Annotated in this window: 16 protein-coding genes; 12 read left to right on the top strand and 4 right to left on the bottom strand. The window is 68.5% G+C overall.

Going from position 1 to position 16,957, the window contains the following annotated elements:
- Positions 1-46: 46 nt before the first annotated feature.
- Positions 47-427 (top strand): cupin domain-containing protein, encoded by a 381-nt coding sequence (locus tag M2282_RS13870; RefSeq protein ID WP_280809356.1) that lies wholly within the window; start codon positions 47-49, stop codon positions 425-427.
- Here M2282_RS13870 and M2282_RS13865 read toward each other — a convergent pair.
- From M2282_RS13865 to M2282_RS13855, 3 genes are read right to left on the bottom strand one after another with little or no spacing between them, the layout of a single operon-like run.
- Positions 424-939: an ureidoglycolate lyase gene (locus M2282_RS13865; RefSeq protein ID WP_280809355.1), complete on the bottom strand. Its 516-nt coding sequence runs from the start codon at positions 937-939 to the stop codon at positions 424-426. The genes M2282_RS13870 and M2282_RS13865 overlap by 4 nt on opposite strands.
- The gene (locus M2282_RS13860) at positions 936-2,396 is read right to left on the bottom strand and encodes a UdgX family uracil-DNA binding protein (protein ID WP_280809354.1); all 1,461 of its coding nucleotides are present in this window, start codon (positions 2,394-2,396) and stop codon (positions 936-938) included. The genes M2282_RS13865 and M2282_RS13860 overlap by 4 nt, the downstream gene beginning before the upstream one ends.
- 11 nt (positions 2,397-2,407) lie before the next feature.
- Positions 2,408-3,661 carry a putative DNA modification/repair radical SAM protein gene (locus tag M2282_RS13855; protein ID WP_280809353.1) on the bottom strand — a complete coding sequence of 418 codons (1,254 nt, stop codon included), beginning with the start codon at positions 3,659-3,661 and terminating at the stop codon, positions 2,408-2,410.
- 125 nt (positions 3,662-3,786) lie between these two features.
- Between M2282_RS13855 and M2282_RS13850 the strand changes: the two genes are divergently transcribed.
- From M2282_RS13850 to M2282_RS13840, 3 genes are read left to right on the top strand one after another with little or no spacing between them, the layout of a single operon-like run.
- Positions 3,787-4,140: a Rieske (2Fe-2S) protein gene (locus M2282_RS13850; RefSeq protein WP_280809352.1), complete on the top strand. Its 354-nt coding sequence runs from the start codon at positions 3,787-3,789 to the stop codon at positions 4,138-4,140.
- 25 nt (positions 4,141-4,165) lie between these two features.
- On the top strand, positions 4,166-4,735 hold the full coding sequence (locus M2282_RS13845; RefSeq protein WP_280809351.1) for a YbhB/YbcL family Raf kinase inhibitor-like protein: 570 nt from the start codon (positions 4,166-4,168) through the stop codon (positions 4,733-4,735).
- Between the two features lie 50 nt (positions 4,736-4,785).
- Positions 4,786-5,025 carry a hypothetical protein gene (locus M2282_RS13840; RefSeq protein ID WP_280809350.1) on the top strand — a complete coding sequence of 80 codons (240 nt, stop codon included), beginning with the start codon at positions 4,786-4,788 and terminating at the stop codon, positions 5,023-5,025.
- Here M2282_RS13840 and M2282_RS13835 read toward each other — a convergent pair.
- Positions 5,010-5,930, bottom strand: a complete 921-nt coding sequence (locus M2282_RS13835) for a LysR family transcriptional regulator (protein ID WP_280809349.1) — start codon at positions 5,928-5,930, stop codon at positions 5,010-5,012. The genes M2282_RS13840 and M2282_RS13835 overlap by 16 nt on opposite strands.
- A gap of 166 nt (positions 5,931-6,096) precedes the next feature.
- Here M2282_RS13835 and M2282_RS13830 point away from each other — a divergent pair, with 166 nt between their 5' ends.
- The 8 genes from M2282_RS13830 to M2282_RS13795 all read left to right on the top strand — a co-directional run bounded on the left by M2282_RS13830 (position 6,097) and on the right by M2282_RS13795 (position 16,954).
- The gene (locus M2282_RS13830; protein WP_280809348.1) at positions 6,097-8,241 is read left to right on the top strand and encodes a 3-hydroxyacyl-CoA dehydrogenase NAD-binding domain-containing protein; all 2,145 of its coding nucleotides are present in this window, start codon (positions 6,097-6,099) and stop codon (positions 8,239-8,241) included.
- 14 nt (positions 8,242-8,255) lie between these two features.
- On the top strand, positions 8,256-9,446 hold the full coding sequence (locus tag M2282_RS13825; protein ID WP_280809347.1) for an acetyl-CoA C-acyltransferase: 1,191 nt from the start codon (positions 8,256-8,258) through the stop codon (positions 9,444-9,446).
- 10 nt (positions 9,447-9,456) lie between these two features.
- Entirely contained in the window at positions 9,457-10,665 is a 1,209-nt protein-coding gene (locus M2282_RS13820) for an acyl-CoA dehydrogenase family protein (RefSeq protein WP_280809346.1), read from the top strand.
- Positions 10,666-10,675: 10 nt separating this feature from the next.
- Positions 10,676-11,818 (top strand): acyl-CoA dehydrogenase family protein, encoded by a 1,143-nt coding sequence (locus M2282_RS13815; protein WP_280809345.1) that lies wholly within the window; start codon positions 10,676-10,678, stop codon positions 11,816-11,818.
- On the top strand, positions 11,815-12,630 hold the full coding sequence (locus tag M2282_RS13810; RefSeq protein ID WP_280809344.1) for an oxepin-CoA hydrolase, alternative type: 816 nt from the start codon (positions 11,815-11,817) through the stop codon (positions 12,628-12,630). The genes M2282_RS13815 and M2282_RS13810 overlap by 4 nt, the downstream gene beginning before the upstream one ends.
- A 73-nt stretch (positions 12,631-12,703) precedes the next feature.
- Positions 12,704-13,912: a CaiB/BaiF CoA transferase family protein gene (locus tag M2282_RS13805; protein WP_280809343.1), complete on the top strand. Its 1,209-nt coding sequence runs from the start codon at positions 12,704-12,706 to the stop codon at positions 13,910-13,912.
- Positions 13,913-13,963: 51 nt separating this feature from the next.
- Positions 13,964-14,947: a Bug family tripartite tricarboxylate transporter substrate binding protein gene (locus tag M2282_RS13800; RefSeq protein ID WP_280809342.1), complete on the top strand. Its 984-nt coding sequence runs from the start codon at positions 13,964-13,966 to the stop codon at positions 14,945-14,947.
- 51 nt (positions 14,948-14,998) lie between these two features.
- Positions 14,999-16,954: an acyl-CoA synthetase gene (locus tag M2282_RS13795; RefSeq protein ID WP_280809341.1), complete on the top strand. Its 1,956-nt coding sequence runs from the start codon at positions 14,999-15,001 to the stop codon at positions 16,952-16,954.
- Positions 16,955-16,957 lie beyond the last annotated feature (3 nt).

Genomic DNA, 16,957 nt, shown 5'->3' with positions numbered 1-16,957 from the left:
GCAGGCTGGGGTAGGCTGCGCCTCCCACGTTCCGTGCAGGAGTCCCATGTCGAACGACAGCCAAGTCACCACCCCGAAGGAAATCGCCGCCTCGCTCACCGAGTTCTGGTCGCCGCGCGTCGTCGCCGAAGTCGATGACGCCTACATCAAGGTCGCCAAGGTCCACGGCTCGCTCGCCTGGCACAGCCATGACGACGAGGACGAGCTGTTCATGGTGCTCAAGGGGCGTCTGCGCATCGAGATGGAAGCGGGGCCGGTCGAACTCGGCGAAGGCGAGATGTTCGTGGTGCCCAAGGGCGTGCGGCACAACCCCGTTGCCGACGAGGAATGCCATCTGATGCTCATCGAGCGCAAGACCACGCTGCACACCGGGAGCACGGTCACCGAGAAGACGCGCTCGCTCGCGGAGCAATTGCGTCCGGTCTAGGCCGGCGCGACGCGGGCCGGCGTCCGCAACGTGCAGACGTCGCAATCGACAGTGCCCGCAGCCCGCTCGATCACCACGAAGTCGCCCGCATCGACCGCCAGCAGCGCGTGATGCCAGGTGCCGGGTGCGAGCACCACGCCTTGATGGCCATTGGTGATGAAGGCCGCGAGATCATCGGCCGACGCAGGCGCGTCGCCCGCGCGCGCCACCACGATCACGAAACGGCGCTCGCCCAAGGGCACGAAGGTCTGGCTGCCCAGCGCATGCCGCTCCATCTCCGACACCTCGTGCGGAAAGCTTCGCGCCTGCGCGCGGAACAGCGCGAGCATCGGCCGGCCGCCGTCGGCGTCGAGCTGCAGATCGCCGACGAGGTCGAAGCGCCGCGCGTTGCCGCCGTTGATCGGTCGGCCCTCGCCGGCAGGCGCCTCGATCACCTTGCCGAAAGGCGCGAAGGCCGTGGTTGTCAGCGGTTGCGCAACGAGCGGCGCGGCAAGGGGCGATTCGGCATTCATGCCGCGATTGCAGCAGAAACCGTGCCGCGCGCACGCTCGAGGTCGCCCAGCCATTGGGCGTAGGCTGCGGCGCGCTCGCCGTCTGCAAGCCGCAGCAGCGCGGACGGATGCAGGGTCACGAACACCGGCTTGCCATCGGCGCGTTCATGCAGCCATTCGCCGCGCTCGGCCTGCACCGCCACCGGCCGCCCGAGCAACGCGCGCGCAGCCGTTGCGCCCAGCGCCACCAGCCCCTGCGGTCGGACCAGCGAAATCTCGCTCTCCAGCCAGTGCGCGCAGGCCAGCGCCTCGCGCTGCGCCGCGGTCTTGTGGATGCGCCGCTTGCCGCGCAGTTCGTACTTGAAATGCTTGACGGCGTTGGCCAGGTACACGCTGTCGCGCGCCCAACCCAGTTGCGCCATCGCACGGTCGAGCAACTGGCCGGCCGGCCCGACGAAGGGGCGGCCGGTCAGGTCCTCCTGGTCGCCGGGTTGCTCGCCGACGAGCATGTGCTGCGGCGCAAGCGGCCCTTCGCCGCAGACGGCCTGGGTGGCGAGCGCGCCGATGGGGCAATCGCGGCAGGCATGCGTTGCCGCGCGCAGCTCGGCCAGGTCAGCGGGGGCCACGCCATCGGCCGGCCGCACATGCAGTGCAATGGGCGCGCGGATGCGCCGTGCCTCGGTGGGCGGCGCATCGATCATCGACTGGCTGCGCGCCTCCGCCGCGTCCGTGAGCGGCTGGATCAGCGCGGCCTCGGGCAGGTTGTGCCAATAGCGGCGCGGCATCTCGCGCCGCATCATCGCGACCTTCAGGCGCGCCGGGTTGAAGATGTGTTCGTAGTAGGTGAGCCAGAGCTGCTCGCCCGCATCGGGCGGCGGCTTCTCGCGGCGATCGGCGCCTTCGCGGAAGGCCAGTGCTTCGCCGTTCCATTCGACGCACCGCTCGGGCGTGAGGATGGCCCAGCGCATCTGCGCGAAACGGCGCGCGAAGAACGGCGCGTTGGCCTCGACGATGTGGTGGTCGGGCTCGAACCACGCGACATGGCGCTCCAGCCCGTCGTCGCCCGCCACGCGGGTGAAGCGCACGAAGGCGCGCATCTTGTGGATGTCGCGGTGCACGGCCTTGGCCATCAGCTGGGCCTGCATCATGTCGGCGTCCAGCGGGTCGTGCCGCAGCGCGGGCTCGTGCGCGAGGCGCCAGAGCAGGCGGTACATGAGCGCGAAACGCTGCGGGGCACGGTGCAGGATCACGTCGCCGCACAGCGCGACGAAGGACGCGGGCACGGCATGCCGCGCGCCGGCAGCGGGCATTGCGGGCGGCGCCACGTCGTGCGGCGCGCCGAAGAGATCGGCCGGGCCGTCGCCGGCCTGTTCGCCGTTCCACTCGACGCGATCCGGCGGCACGCCCGTCGCGAGCAACTGCCGCGCGTGGCGGCGAAAGGCGTCCAGATCGATCGGGTCATCGAGCCGCACGTGCATCGCGGGCCCGCTCAGAACAACGCCGCTTGCGTGGGTTGGGCGGTGGGCGCCGCCGAAGCCATGGCACCCGCCGCCGGCCGGTGCCCGTCGGCCACCACGAACGGCAGCACCTTGCGCGCCGGCACATGCAGCCGCCGCAGGTCGTCGGCGCGCACCCGGCGCACGCGCCGCGCCTGCAGCAGCCGCTCGACCGCCTTCACGCCCAGGCCCGGCACGCGCAACAGCATCTCGCGCGGCGCCCGATTCAGGTCGACCGGAAAGCGCTCGGCATGCGCGAGAGCCCAGGCGAGCTTGGGATCCACATCGAGCCGCAGCAGGCCGTCGGGCGCGGCCACGATTTCCTGGTGCTCGAAGCCGTAGAAGCGCATGAGCCAGTCGGCCTGGTAGAGCCGGTGCTCGCGCATCAGCGGCGGCGCGACCAGCGGCAGCGCGCGGGCCGCATCGGGGATGGGGCTGAAGGCCGAGTAATAGACGCGCTTGAGCTTGTAGGCACCGTAGAGCGTGGCGCTGGAGGCGAGGATGCGGCGGTCGTCTGTGGCATCCGCGCCCACGATCATCTGCGTGCTCTGCCCCGCGGGCGCGAAAGGCGGCGGCTTGGCGGCGGTGGGCGCGGCGCCGGGCAGCGCGCGGATCGGCACCACGCGGCGCGCTTCTTCGCGCGTGTCGTCGATGCGCAACCGCAACCGCGCCATCGACCGCCGGATCGCGCTTTCGTCCTTCTCGGGCGCGAGCGCCTGCAGGCCTTCGGTGGTGGGCATCTCGACGTTGATGCTGAGCCGGTCGGCATAACGGCCGGCGCGCGCGATGAGTTCGTCGCTGGCGTCCGGAATGGTCTTGAGGTGGATGTAGCCGCGAAAGTCGTGGTCTTCGCGCAGCTGGCGCGCCACCTCGATCACCTGCTCCATCGTGTGGTCGGGCGACTTGATGATGCCGCTGGAGAGGAACAGGCCCTCGATGCAGTTGCGGCGGTAGAAGTCGAGCGTGAGCTGCACCACCTCTTCGACGCGGAAACGCGCGCGCGGCACGTTGCTCGATGCGCGGTTCACGCAGTAGAGGCAGTCGTACTGGCAGTGGTTGGTGAGCAGCACCTTCAGGAGCGAGATGCAGCGGCCATCGGGCGCGTAGCTGTGGCAGATGCCGGCGTCCTCGGTCGAGCCGATGCCGCGTCCGCCGAGCGAGTCGCGCTTTTGCGAGCCGCTGGACGCGCAGGAAGCGTCGTACTTGGCGGCGTCCGCAAGGATGGCGAGTTTGCGCTGGAGGTCCACGGGCGCCTTCGAGTTGAAAATACTGTATGAATATACAGTTTCGAAGAAGCCCTTGTCGGAGAAAGCCGCGAGCTTGCCGCGGCGAATTGCCCAGCGGCTGATCCCTGGGCTACGCTCGCCCGCAGATGACGTCCCCCTCTTTCTTGCGCGGCACCGCAGACCACCGCCTGATTTCCACCAGCCTCGCCGAGGGCGGCCTGGCCGCCACGTTCAACACGCCCGACGGCACGCCGGCCTTCGCCGTACGCTGGCACGGCAAGGTCCACGGCTACCTCAACCAGTGCCCGCACGCGGGCGGCCCGCTCGATTTCGAGGGAGAGGTGCTCGAAAGCTCGGGCCGCTTCCTGATGTGCGCCCGGCACGGCGCGATCTTCGAGCCGGACACGGGCAAGTGCGTGGGCGGCCCCTGCCGCGGCGCGCGGCTGACAGCGCTGGCGCTGCGCGAGGATGCGGACGGCAGCGTCTGGCTCACCGATTGACCACCCCAACCCACCCAGGAAACGCATGAACACACTTCGCCCCGGCACCCTTTCGATCTCGACCATCGCCTTCGCAGCCCTGCTCGCCGGCTGCGGCGCCATGACCCCCGCCACCGGTGGCAAGACGCCCACCGGCATGAAGGTCACCTCGACCGCCTTCGCCGACAACACCGTCATCCCGGCCGAGCATGCGGGCGTGGGCGACTGCGGCGGCAAGAACGTCTCGATGCCGGTGGCGTGGGCGCAATTGCCCGCCAAGGCGAAATCGGTCGCCGTGCTGCTGTCGGACCCGGACGGCGCGCTGGGCCTGGGCGTCTCGCACTGGGTGGCCTACAACATCCCGGCCGAACGCGGCCAGCTCAAGGCGAACGAGACAGGCGGCTTCACCGTGGGCACGAACGTGGCGGGCGCCACGGCCTACCGCGGCATGTGCCCGCCGGTGGGCGACCATCCGCATCACTACGTGCTGACCGTGGTCGCATCCGACCTGGCACCGGGCGCGCTGCCGGCCGGGCTTACGCGCGATGCGCTGCTTGCGGCGCTCAAGGGCCATGCGCTGGGCGGGCAGAGCGTGGTGGGGCTCTACAGCCGCTAAAGTCGCGAACTCCTTTTCTTCACCACGGTGCGCAGCGATGCGCGTTTCCGATGCGCCGCTTCGCCGCTCCTCTTGTTCTCGTCGCCACCGCACTGGCCGCAGGCTGCGTGTCTCGGCCCGCGCCCCGGGTCACTTTTCTCAACGACGGCGTGCTCAAGTCGCCCAGCGCCCAGGATGCGGAAAACTACTGCCGCAACTTCGGCGCACCCATGCGCTTCCTGAGCGCCGAGGGCTCGGAGGTGCCGGCCGCCCAAGTCCCCGCCGGGGAAGTGATCTACCGCTGCGACTGATCGGCCGGCTGCGCATCCGGCGCCCGCACCCGCTCGAGGATGAAGTCGATGAAGGTGCGGATCGCCCGCGTGTGCTGCCGGTTCGGCATGTAGAGCATGAACATCTGCGTGCCGAAGATGGAGAGGCGCCAGTCGTCCAGCGTGGTCAGCACCTCGCCCTTGCGCACGTCTTCCTGCACCACGTAGTCGGGCACCAGGCCGATACCCAGGCCGGCGAGAACGGCCTGACGCAGGAACAAAAAGTTTTCTGAAATCAGCGTCGGCTCCAGGATCACCTCGCGCCGCGTTTCCCCCTGGTAGGCCGACACGCGCAGTTGCCGGCCGATGACGGCGGCCGTGACCACGGGCGCGCCCTGCAGTTCGTCGAGCTGCACGGGCAGCGGATGTTTTTCCGCATAGGCGCGTGAAGCGCAGGCCACGTAGCGCACCGGTCCCAGGTCGCGCGCCACCAGGTTCTGCGGCGGCTCGGGAATCACGCGCACCGCGATGTCGACTTCGTCGCGCAGCAGATCCTCGATGCGGTTTTCGAACACCACGTCCAGCACGATGCCGGGGTACTGCCGCTTGAAGTCGATGAGCCAATCGGCCATCACCAACTGCCCGTAGCCGCTGGGCACGCTCAGCCGCACGCGGCCCTGCAGGCCCTCGCCCAGCGTGGTGACCGATTCGCGCGCGGCCAGCAGTTCGGTCTGGATGGCCACGCCGTGCTGGTAGAGCCGCAGGCCGATTTCGGTCGGCTCGGCGCGCCTGGTGGTGCGCCGCACCAGCTGCGCGCCGACCGAGCGCTCCAGCTGGTTCAGGTGGTAGCTGACGTTGGCGCGGCTCATCTTGAGCCGGCGTGCGGCGGCGCTCAGGTTGCCGGCGTCAAGGATTTCCACCAGCAGGGTGAGCGATTGCAGGTCCATGCGGCGATTGTGTCAAAAATTCTTTGACAGTCTGTCAACCGTCTATGCAATTGTCAAAGCGCCGGTGCGGGCCAAGAATGCGGGGTTCACCCCAGAGCCTCGGACCTCTCTTGCTTTGCGCATCTCGCACACGGCATCGGGGCCCGCCAACGCAAGAGACAAGCACATGGCCACCACCGCTTCGAGCACCCCCAGCCCCTCCACGTCTTCCGGTCCCGTCACCTTCGAGCGTCAAGGCGACGTGTTCGTGGTGGCCATCGACAACCCGCCCGTCAACGCCTTGGGCGTGGATGTGCGCCGCGGCCTCGTGGCCGCCATCGGCGCGGCGGAGGCCGACAGCGCGGCCAAGGCGGTGCTGATCGTCGGCGCGGGCCGCAACTTCATCGCGGGCGCGGACATCCGCGAGTTCGGCAAGACGCCGCAGCCGCCGTCGCTGCCCGAGGTGTGCCTTGCGATCGAGAACTGCTCGAAGCCGGTGATCGCCGCCATCCACGGCGCGGCCCTGGGCGGCGGGCTCGAAGTGGCGCTGTCGGCGCACTACCGCATCGCCTCGCCCACAGCCAACCTGGGCCTGCCTGAAGTGGCGCTGGGCCTCTTGCCCGGCTCTGGCGGCACGCAGCGCGCGCCGCGCCTCATCGGCGTGAAGCCTGCCCTCGAACTGATGCTCAGCGGCCGCCATGCGGGCGCGAAGGAAGCGCTCTCGCTCGGCCTCGTCGACCGCCTCGGCACCGAAGCCGACGCGCGCGCCGAAGGCCTCGCCTACGCGCAGGAACTGATTGCCGCCAAGGCCCCGGTGCGCCGCACACGTGAAGCCGGCGGCCTCGCCGACAAGGAAGCCAGCCGCGCCGCGCTCGAAGCCGCGCGTGCCGACACCGCCAAGAAGAGCCGCGGCCTGTTCTCGCCGATGAAGATCATCGAAGCCGTCGAGGGCGCGCTCGCGCTGCCCTTCGACGAAGGCATGGCGCTGGAGCGCAAGCTCTTCATGCAGTGCATCGACAGCCCGCAGCGCGCCGGCCTGATCCACGCCTTCTTCGCCGAGCGTGAAGTGCTCAAGGCGCCCGAGACCAAGTCCGCCAGCCCGCGCAACCTCGAATCGGCCGGCATCGTCGGCGGCGGCACCATGGGCGCGGGCATCGCGGTGGCGATGCTCGACGCGGGCCTGCCCGTGACCATGATCGAGCGCGACGAACCCAGCCTCGCGCGCGGCCGCGCACACGTTGAGAAGGTCTACGACGGGCTCATCAAGAAGGAACGCATGACGCCCGAAGCTAAGGCCGCCGTCATGGCCCGCTTCTCGGGCTCCACGAGCTACGACGCGCTCGCACAGGTCGACATCGTGGTCGAAGCCGTGTTCGAGGAAATGGGCGTGAAGAAGGCCGTGTTCGCCGAACTCGACCGCGTGTGCAAGCCCGGCGCCGTGCTCGCCACCAACACCTCGTACCTGGACATCGACGAGATCGCGGCGAGCATCTCTCGCCCGCAGGACGTGGTGGGCCTGCACTTCTTCTCGCCGGCCAACATCATGAAGCTGCTGGAGATCGTGGTGGCCGCCAAGGTGAGCGCCGACGTGGTGGCCACCGGCTTCGAGCTCGCCAAGAAACTGAAGAAGGTGCCGGTGCGCGCCGGCGTGTGCGACGGCTTCATCGGCAACCGCATCCTCGCGGTGTACCGCCAGGCGGCCGACCACATGATGGAAGACGGCGCCTCGCCCTACCAGATCGACGAGGCCGTGCGCGAGTTCGGCTACCCGATGGGCCCTTTCCAGGTGTCGGACCTCGCGGGCGGCGACATCGGCTGGGCCACGCGCAAGCGCAAGGCCGCCACGCGCGATCCGCAGGCGCGCTACGTGCAGATCGCCGACCGCATCTGCGAGCGCGGCTGGTTCGGCCAGAAGACGCAGCGCGGCTACTACCTGTACCCCGAGGGCGCGCGCACCGGCTCGCCCGACCCGGCGGTGCTCGCCATCATCGACGCCGAGCGCGAGCGCGCGGGCATCGTGCGGCGCAGCTTCACGAACGAGGAAATCATCCGCCGCTACATGGCCGCGATGGTCAACGAGGGCGCCAACGTCGTGCTCCAGCGCATCGCGCTGCGCCCGCTGGACGTGGACGTGACCTTCCTCTACGGCTACGGCTTCCCGCGCCACCGCGGCGGTCCGATGAAGTACGCGGACACCGTGGGCCTGCCCAAGGTGCTGGCCGACATCCGCGAGTTCGCCAAGGAAGACCCGATCTTCTGGAAGCCGTCGCCGCTGCTGGTCGAACTGGTCGAACGCGGTGCTGATTTCTCTAGCCTCAATAAATCCGAGTAAACAGGAGCATCCCCATGCGCGAAGCCGTCATCGTTTCCACCGCCCGCACCCCGCTCACCAAGGCGCACCGCGGCGAATTCAACATCACCCCCGGCGCCACGCTGGCGTCCTTCGCGGTGAAGGCCGCGGTCGAACGCTCGGGGCTGGACCCGGCATTGATCGAGGACGCGATCCTCGGCTGCGGCTACCCCGAGGGCACCACGGGCCGCAACATCGCGCGCCAGTCCATCATCCGTTCGGGCCTGCCGATCAGCATCGCCGGCACCACGGTGAACCGCTTCTGCGCCTCGGGCCTGCAGGCGATTGCCATGGCCGCGGGCCGCATCGTGGTGGACGGCGCGCCGGCCATGATCGCGGGCGGCGTCGAAAGCATCTCGCAGATCCGCGGCCGCAGCCCCGGCGATGGCGGCGACCTCACCCTGGACCCGTGGATCGTCGAACACAAGCCCGATCTCTACATGACGATGATCGACACGGCCGACATCGTCGCCAAGCGCTACAACATCAGCCGCGAGGCGCAGGACCGCTTCTCCGCCGAAAGCCAGCGCAAGACAGAAGAAGCGCAAATCGCCGGCCGCTACAAGGACGAGATCGTCGCCTGCACCACAACGATGGCGGTGACCGACAAGGAGACCAAGGAGGTCACCTACCGCGAAGTCACCGCCACCGAAGACAACTGCAACCGCCGCGGCACCACCTATGACGCGCTCGCCAAGCTCAAGCCGGTGATGGGCGAAGACAGGTTCATCACGGCCGGCAACGCCTCGCAGCTCTCGGACGGCGCCTCGGCCTGCGTGCTGATGGAAGCCAAGGACGCGGAGCGCGCCAACATCCAGCCGCTGGGCGCCTTCCGCGGCCTGGCGCTGGCCGGCTGCGAGCCCGACGAAATGGGCATCGGCCCCGTGTTCGCGGTGCCCAAGCTGCTCGCGCGCCACGGCCTGAAGGTCGAGGACATCGGCTTGTGGGAGCTCAACGAAGCCTTCGCCTCGCAGTCGATCTACTGCCAGGACAAGCTGGGTATTCCGTCGGAACTGCTCAACGTGAACGGCGGCGCGATCTCCATCGGCCACCCCTTCGGCATGACCGGCGCGCGCCTCACGGGCCATGTGCTCATCGAAGGCAAGCGCCGCGGTGCGAAGTACGCGGTGGTCACGATGTGCATCGCCGGCGGCATGGGCGCGGCCGGCCTGTTCGAAATCTACTGAGGAGCCAGCGATGGACCTGAACTTCACCCCCGAAGAAGAAGCCTTCCGCGCGGAAGTGCGCGCCTTCCTCGCCGACAAGCTGCCGGTGCGCCTCTCGGCGAAGGTCAGCGGTGGCCAGATTCTCAGCAAGGCCGACATGCAGGAATGGCACGCCATCCTGAATGCGCGCGGCTGGCTCGCCGACCACTGGCCCGAGCAGTACGGCGGCCCGGGCTGGACGGCGGTGGAGAAGTTCATCTTCGAACACGAATGCGCGCTGGCCTTCGCGCCGCGCATCGTGCCCTTTGGCGTGAACATGCTGGGGCCGGTGCTCATCAAGTACGGCAACGAGGCGCAAAAGCAGCGCTGGCTGCCGCGCATCCTGGACGGCTCCGACTGGTGGTGTCAGGGCTATTCGGAACCCGGCGCGGGCTCCGACCTTGCGGCCGTGAAGACCTCGGCCGTGCGCGGCATCGACGCGCAAGGCGACCACTACATCGTGAACGGCCAGAAGACCTGGACCACGCTGGGCCAGCACGCCAACATGATCTTCTGCCTGGTGCGCACCAACCGCGAGGCGAAGAAGCAGGAAGGCATCAGCTTCCTGCTGATCGACATGACCTCGCCCGGCGTGGAAGTGCGCCCGATCATCACGCTCGACGGCGAGCATGAAGTGAACGAAGTGTTCTTCTCCGACGTGCGCGTGCCCGCCGAGAACCTCGTGGGCGAAGAGAACAAGGGCTGGACCTGCGCCAAGTACCTGTTGACCTACGAGCGCACCAACATCGCGGGCGTGGGCTTCTCGGTGGCCGCGCTGGAACAGCTCAAGGGCATTGCGGCGAAGCAGGTGAAGAACGGCAAGCCGCTCGCCGAAGACCCGTCGTTCGCTGCGCGCATGGCGCGTGTGGAGATCGACCTGGAGAACATGAAGACGACGAACCTGCGCGTGATCGCGGCCGTGGCCGGCGGCGGCGTGCCGGGTGCGGAGAGCTCGATGCTGAAGATTCGCGGCACGGAAATCCGCCAGGAGATTTCGTCGCTGGCTCGCCGTGCGATGGGCGTCTACGGCCGGCCCTTCGTCGAGGAAGCGCTGCACGACGGCTTCGACGGCGAGACCTTCGGCCCTGCCTATGCGAAGGCCGCCGCCGCGCGCTACTTCAACAACCGCAAGCTGTCGATCTTCGGCGGCTCCAATGAAATCCAGAAGAACATCATCTCCAAGATGATCCTGGGCCTTTAAAGGAAACGCCATGAACTTCGAACACACCGAAGATCGGCGCATGCTCGCCGACAGCCTCAACCGCTTCATCGCCGAACAGTACGCCTTCGATGCGCGCGACCGCATTGCGAAGTCGGCGCACGGTTTCAGCAAGGAAACCTTCCAGCAGTTCGCCGAACTCGGCGTGATCGGCGCGCTGTTCAGCGAAGCCGATGGCGGCTTCGGCGGCGGCGGTTTCGACATTGCCGTGGTCTTCGAGGCACTGGGCCGCGGCCTCGTGGTCGAGCCGCTGCTGGGCGCGGCGATGGTCGGCGAGGCACTGGCCACCGCCGGCAGCGATGCGCAGAAGGAAAAGCTCGGCGACATCATCAATGGCGTGACCGTCGCAGCCTTCGCGCATGACGAAGCCGACACGCACTACGAGCGCACGCGCGTTTCGACCCGCGCCGAGCGCAGCGGCGATGGCTGGGTGCTGAACGGCGCCAAGGCCGTGGTGCCGCAGGGCGAGCAGGCCGACATGTTCCTCGTCTCCGCGCGCACCTCGGGCAATGTGGACGACGAAGCCGGCATCTCGCTGTTCCTCGTGCCCGCGAAAACCGCCGGCCTCACGGTGCGCGGCTGCCCCGCCATCGACGGTGGACGTGTCGCAGAACTCACGCTCGATGGCGTGAAGCTCGGCGCCGATGCATTGCTCGGCGCCGAAGGCCAGGGCTCTGCGACGCTCGAACGCGCCATCGGCCGCGGCGTGCTGGCGCTGTGCGCCGAAGCCGTGGGCGCCATGGAAGCCGCCAAGACCGCAACGCTGGAGTACCTGCGCACGCGCAAGCAGTTCGGCATCCTGATCGGCAGCTTCCAGGCGCTGCAGCACCGCATGGCCGACCTGCTGCTCGAAATCGAACAGGCCCGCTCGGCGGTGATCAACGCCGCAGCCGCCATCGACGGCACGGACCGCGTGGCGCGCGAGCGCGCGCTGTCGGCCGCCAAGTTCAGCATCGGCCGCATCGGCGCGCTGGTGGCCGAAGAAAGCATCCAGCTGCACGGTGGCATCGGCATGACGTGGGAGCTGCCGCTGCCGCACTACGCCAAGCGGCTCGTGATGATCGACCACCAGCTCGGCGATGAAGACCATCACCTGCAACGCTACATCGCGCTCGGCAAGGAGCTGGCGGCATGAGCGAGAACAAGACGGTCCTGATCTCCCAGCAGGGCGCGGTCCGCATCCTGACCAACAGCAACCCCGGTGCGCGCAACGCGATCACGCCGACGCTGTATGCCGAACTGTCGGCCGCCCTCACCGATGCGCAGAACGACCCCGAAGTGGGCGCCATCGTCTTCACCGGCGCAGGCGATTTCTTCTGCTCCGGCGGTGACCTCAACCTCTTGGCCAAGCGCCGCGAGTTGCCCGCTTCGGAGCGCCGCGAAAAGCTCGAAGGCCTGCACGACCTGATCCGCGCGATCCGCGATTGCGGCAAGCCGGTGATCGCCGCTGTCGAAGGCGGCGCGGCGGGCGCCGGCCTGTCGATGGCCATGGCCTGCGACATGCTCGTGTCGGCGCGCGATGCCTTCTACACGGTGGCCTACGTCAAGGTCGGCCTCACGCCGGATGGCGGCGCGACCGCCTTTCTTTCGGAGTTCGTCTCGCGCCAGGTGCTCACCGAGATGTGCCTCACCGGCGACCGCATGCCCGCCGAGCGCCTGCATGCGCTGGGCGCGATCAACCGCCTCACCGACAAGGGCGCCGCGCTGGCCGAAGCGATCGCGCTCGCGGCCAAGGTGGCCGATGGTCCGCAGCGCGCGAGCGCACGCATCAAGACGCTCTGCCGCCAGGCACACCGCGCGACGCTCGAAGAGCAGCTCGAAGCCGAGGCGGTGTACATGGTCGAATCGCAGGCCGACGCCGAAGCGGCCGAAGGCATCGGCGCGTTCCTCGGCAAGCGCAAGGCGGATTTCGTCACGCTGCGCCACAAGAAGCAGGACGCGTCCTGACGCCGCCCGCACTCACCCACCTTCCTGCCTCGCACCCCGTGCGGGGCTTTCTCGTTTCCAGGGAGTTGCCTTCATGCCATTGCTGAATTCATCGCTGCCGCTCGCCGGCGTGCGCGTCCTCGATCTGTCCCGCATCCTCGCGGGCCCCTGGTGCGGCATGGTGCTGGCCGACATGGGCGCCGAAGTCATCAAGGTGGAGCACCCGGGCCGCGGCGACGACACGCGCGACTGGGGCCTTCGCGTCGGCAAGACCGAGACCGCCTACTTCAACAGCGTCAACCGCAACAAGCGCTCGGTCACGCTCGATCTGCAGACGCCCGAGGGCCAGCAGATCGCGCGCGACCTTGCGAAGCAGTGCGACGTGGTGATCCAGAACTTCAAGTTCGGCGGCATCGACAAACTGGGTCTCGGCTACGAGCAGCTGAGCAAGGAACAGCCCGGCCTCATCTACTGTTCGATCTCGGGCTATGACCGCACCGGTCCCGAGGCCGCGCGGCCCGGCTACGACCTCGTGGTGCAGGGCGAGGCGGGCCTCATGGCGCTGAACGGCGAGGCGAACCAGCCGCCGCTGAAGTTCGGCGTTGCCGCCGTGGATCTGTTCACCGGCATGTACTCGGCGCAGGCCATCCTCGCCGCGCTCTACCAGCGCGAGAAGACCGGCAAAGGCCGGCATGTGGAGATGGCGCTCTTCGACTGCGGCCTGATGATCACCGCCTACTACGGCCTCGAGGCGCTGCTGATGGGCGAAGACCCGCCGCGCTACGGCAACTCGCATCCGTCGATCGTTCCCTATGGCGTGTTCGACGCGGCCGACGGTCCGCTGGTCATCACCGTGGGCAACAACGCGCAGTTCGCGCGCTTCTGCACCGAAGTGATCGAGCGGCCCGATCTCGCGGCCGATGAGCGCTTCAAAACCAACATCCTGCGTTCGGCGAACCGTGCAGTGTTGCTGCCGGAGCTGCACGCGGAACTGGCCAAGCGCCAACGCGCGGACCTGCTCGCCAAGCTCACCGCCTCAGGCATTCCGTGCGGCGAAGTGCTGGGCCTCCTCGAAGCGCTGCAGTCGAAGCGCGCGACCGACGCGGGCCTCGTGACCACGCAGCCGCATCCGGTGGCCGGCACGGTCAACGTGCTCGCACCGCCTTACCGTTTCGACGGCGAGCGCCTGCCGGTGCGCAGCGCGCCGCCCACGCTGGGCGAAGGCACGCACGACGTGCTCCAGTCCCTGCTCGGCCTGTCGGACGACAAGCTGGCCGCGCTCAAAACAAGTGGCGTCGTCTGAAGAAGACGCCTGTGCATTCCTGATCCCGATCTCCTGAAGCAATAGAAGTCCATGGCCTCCCTCCGTAATCCCTTTCGCCGCGCGCTCATCGCCCTGGCTCTTCCCCTCGTCACCGGCGCTGCCTTCGCGCAAGCCTGGCCCGCCAAGCCGATCACGCTGATCGTGCCCTTCCCGCCCGGCGGCCCGACCGATGTGGCCTCGCGCATCGTGGCGCAGAAGATGTCGGTCGCGCTCAAGCAGAACATCGTCATCGACAACCGCAGCGGCGCCTCGGGCACCGTGGGCGCCGCCGCCGCGGCACGCGCCGCACCCGACGGCTACACCTTCGTGATGCTGGCCACGCCGACGCTGCTGGCGGCGCACCTCTACGGCCCCACGGGCTACGACATCTTCAAGAACTTCACGCCCGTGGGCTCGGTGTACGACCTGCCGATCGTGCTGGTGGTGAACCCGAAATCGCTGCCCGACGTGACCACCCTGCAGGGCCTGATCGCCAAGGCCAAGGCCGAGGGCGGCAAGCTCAACTACACGACGGCCGGCGCCGGCAGCTTCGGCCACCTGACGACCGAGCAGCTCAAGACCATCGGCAAGTTCGACATGCAGCACGTGCCCTACCGCGGCAGCGCGCCGGCCGTGACCGACCTCATCGGCGGCCAGGTGCCCGCGATGTTCTCGGACCTCGTCGGCGTGCTGCCGCACGTCAAGGCCGGCAAGCTGCGCGCCATCGCGGTCGGCTCGGGCCAGCGCGTGAGTCTGCTGCCCGATGTGAAGACGGTGGCCGAGCAGGGCTTCCCCGGTTTCGACGCCACCTCGTGGGGCGGCCTGCTGGCGCCGGCCGGCACGCCCAAGGACGTGATCGACCGCATGAGCGCCGAGCTCAAGACCGCGCTGGCCGACAAGCAGGTGCAGGAGAAGCTCGAAAGCGTGGGCTCCTTTGCGGCCTACCGCACGCCCGAGCAGACCGGCGTGCGCATGCGGGAGGACTTCGAACGCTGGGGCAAGGTCATTCGCGACAACAAGATCACGAACCAGTAAAACTGCAGCCACCCGTCCGCAGCCGGCCAGACGACAAAGGAGACAGACAACATGACAACAGGCAACGACAAGAACAACAACACGGGAACGGCCGGTGCGCCGTTCCGCCCCCTGTTCCCGGTGCGCGGCCTCGCCGACATCCGGCGGCTGGAAGAAACGCCGCTCGAAGAAGCACTCACGGTGCGCAGCACCTACGAGCTGTTCCGAAACTCCGGCGCGGCCTTTGGCGACAAGACTGCACTCACCTTCTTGCGCTCCGGCAATCCGGCCGACGAACCGATCCGCTGGTCGTATGCCGAACTGCTCGCGGGCATCCACCAGACCGCGAACCTGCTGCACACGCTGGGCGTGGGACCCCAAGACGCGGTCGCGGTGTTGCTGCCCGGTTGCCTCGAATACCACCTCGCGCTCTGGGGCGGCGAAGCGGCCGGCATCGTGCAGCCGCTCAACCCGCTACTCACCGACGAGAAGCTGGTGGCGCTGATGACCGCAGCGCGCGCGAAGGTGTTGATCGCCTATGGCTCAGATGCCGAATCGGGCATGTGGTCGAAGGCGATGCGCCTGCACGGCCAGGTGCCCACGCTCACGACCGTGCTGCGCGTGGCGCCGCATGACGAGACGCCGGGCGCTGCGGGTACGTTGCCCGAAGGCGTGGCGGAGTTCGGTGCGCTGCGCGCCGCGCAACCGAGCGACCGCCTCCTCAGTGGCCGCGACATCGCCCCCTCCGACATCGCCGCCTACTTCCACACCGGCGGCACCACCGGCGCGCCCAAGCTCGCGCGCCACAGCCACGGCGCGCAGGTGTTCACCGCCTGGGCCAGCGTGCAACTGGCGGGCATGAACGAGAACGGCATCTCGATCAACGGCTATCCGCTGTTCCATGTGGCGGGCGTGCTGCCGGCTTCGCTGTCGGCGCTGTCGGCGGGCGTGGAGGTGATCATTCCGACGCCCTCGCTGCTGCGCAACAAGGAGGTGCTGGCCAACTACTGGAAGCTGGTCGCGAAGTACCGGCCGACCTCGCTCTCGGCCGTTCCCACGGTGCTCGCGGCACTGGCGAACGTGCCGCTGGACGGCGCGGACATTTCCTCGATCACCTACTGCCGCACCGGCGCTGCCGTGCTCGCGCCCGAGCTGGCCGCGCGCTTCGAGCGGCTCTTCGGCCTGCATGTACACGAGAGCCTGGGCATGACGGAGATGGCCGGCATCTCGACCATCACGCCGCCGGGTGTGAGCGGGCCTGCCGGTTGCGTGGGCTTTCGCCTGCCGTACTCGCAGATCCGCATCGTCGCGCTCGACGAGAACGGCAACGCGAGCGACCGCGACGTGGCGCCCGGCGAGCAGGGCATGGTGCTCTTCAAGTCGCCCAATGTGTTCTCGGGTTTCGTCGATCCTGCGGACAACGCCAAGGCCTTCACCGCCGACGGCTGGCTCGCCACCGGCGACCTGGGCTGGATGGACAGCGAGGAGCGGCTCAACCTCACCGGCCGCTCGAAGGACCTGATCATCCGCAGCGGCCACAACATCGATCCCAAGACGATCGAGGACGCGCTGGGCGCGCACCCGGCCGTGCAGCTGTGCGCGGCAGTCGGCGCACCCGATGCCTATGCGGGCGAGTTGCCGGTGATCTTCGCGACGCTGGTGCCCGGCGCCTCGGCGACCGAAGAAGAACTGCTCGCCTTCACCGCCGCGCGTGTGGACGAAGCGCCCGCCAAGCCCAAGTGGGTGTCGGTGATCGGCGCGATGCCGATGACCAACGTGGGAAAAATCTACAAGCCCGAGCTGCGCGCAATGGCCGCGCAGCAAGTGGTGCTCGCGACGGTCGGTGAGATTTGCGCCGAGCTGGGTGCGAGCGATGCGGCACGACCTGCGGTGACCACCGAAGGCGAAAACCTCGTGCATGTGCAGATCGACGCCGCCGCGGCAGGCGCACTGGCCGCAACGCTGCAGGAGCGGTTGCAGAAGGCGCTGGCCCCGCTGCCCTTCAAGACGCGCATCGCGCTGAAGTGAACG

Origin of the sequence: Variovorax boronicumulans (genome assembly GCF_029892485.1) — a bacterium.
Lineage (GTDB): Bacteria > Pseudomonadota > Gammaproteobacteria > Burkholderiales > Burkholderiaceae_C > Variovorax > Variovorax boronicumulans_B.
This window is presented reverse-complemented; position numbering and strand designations above follow the sequence as displayed.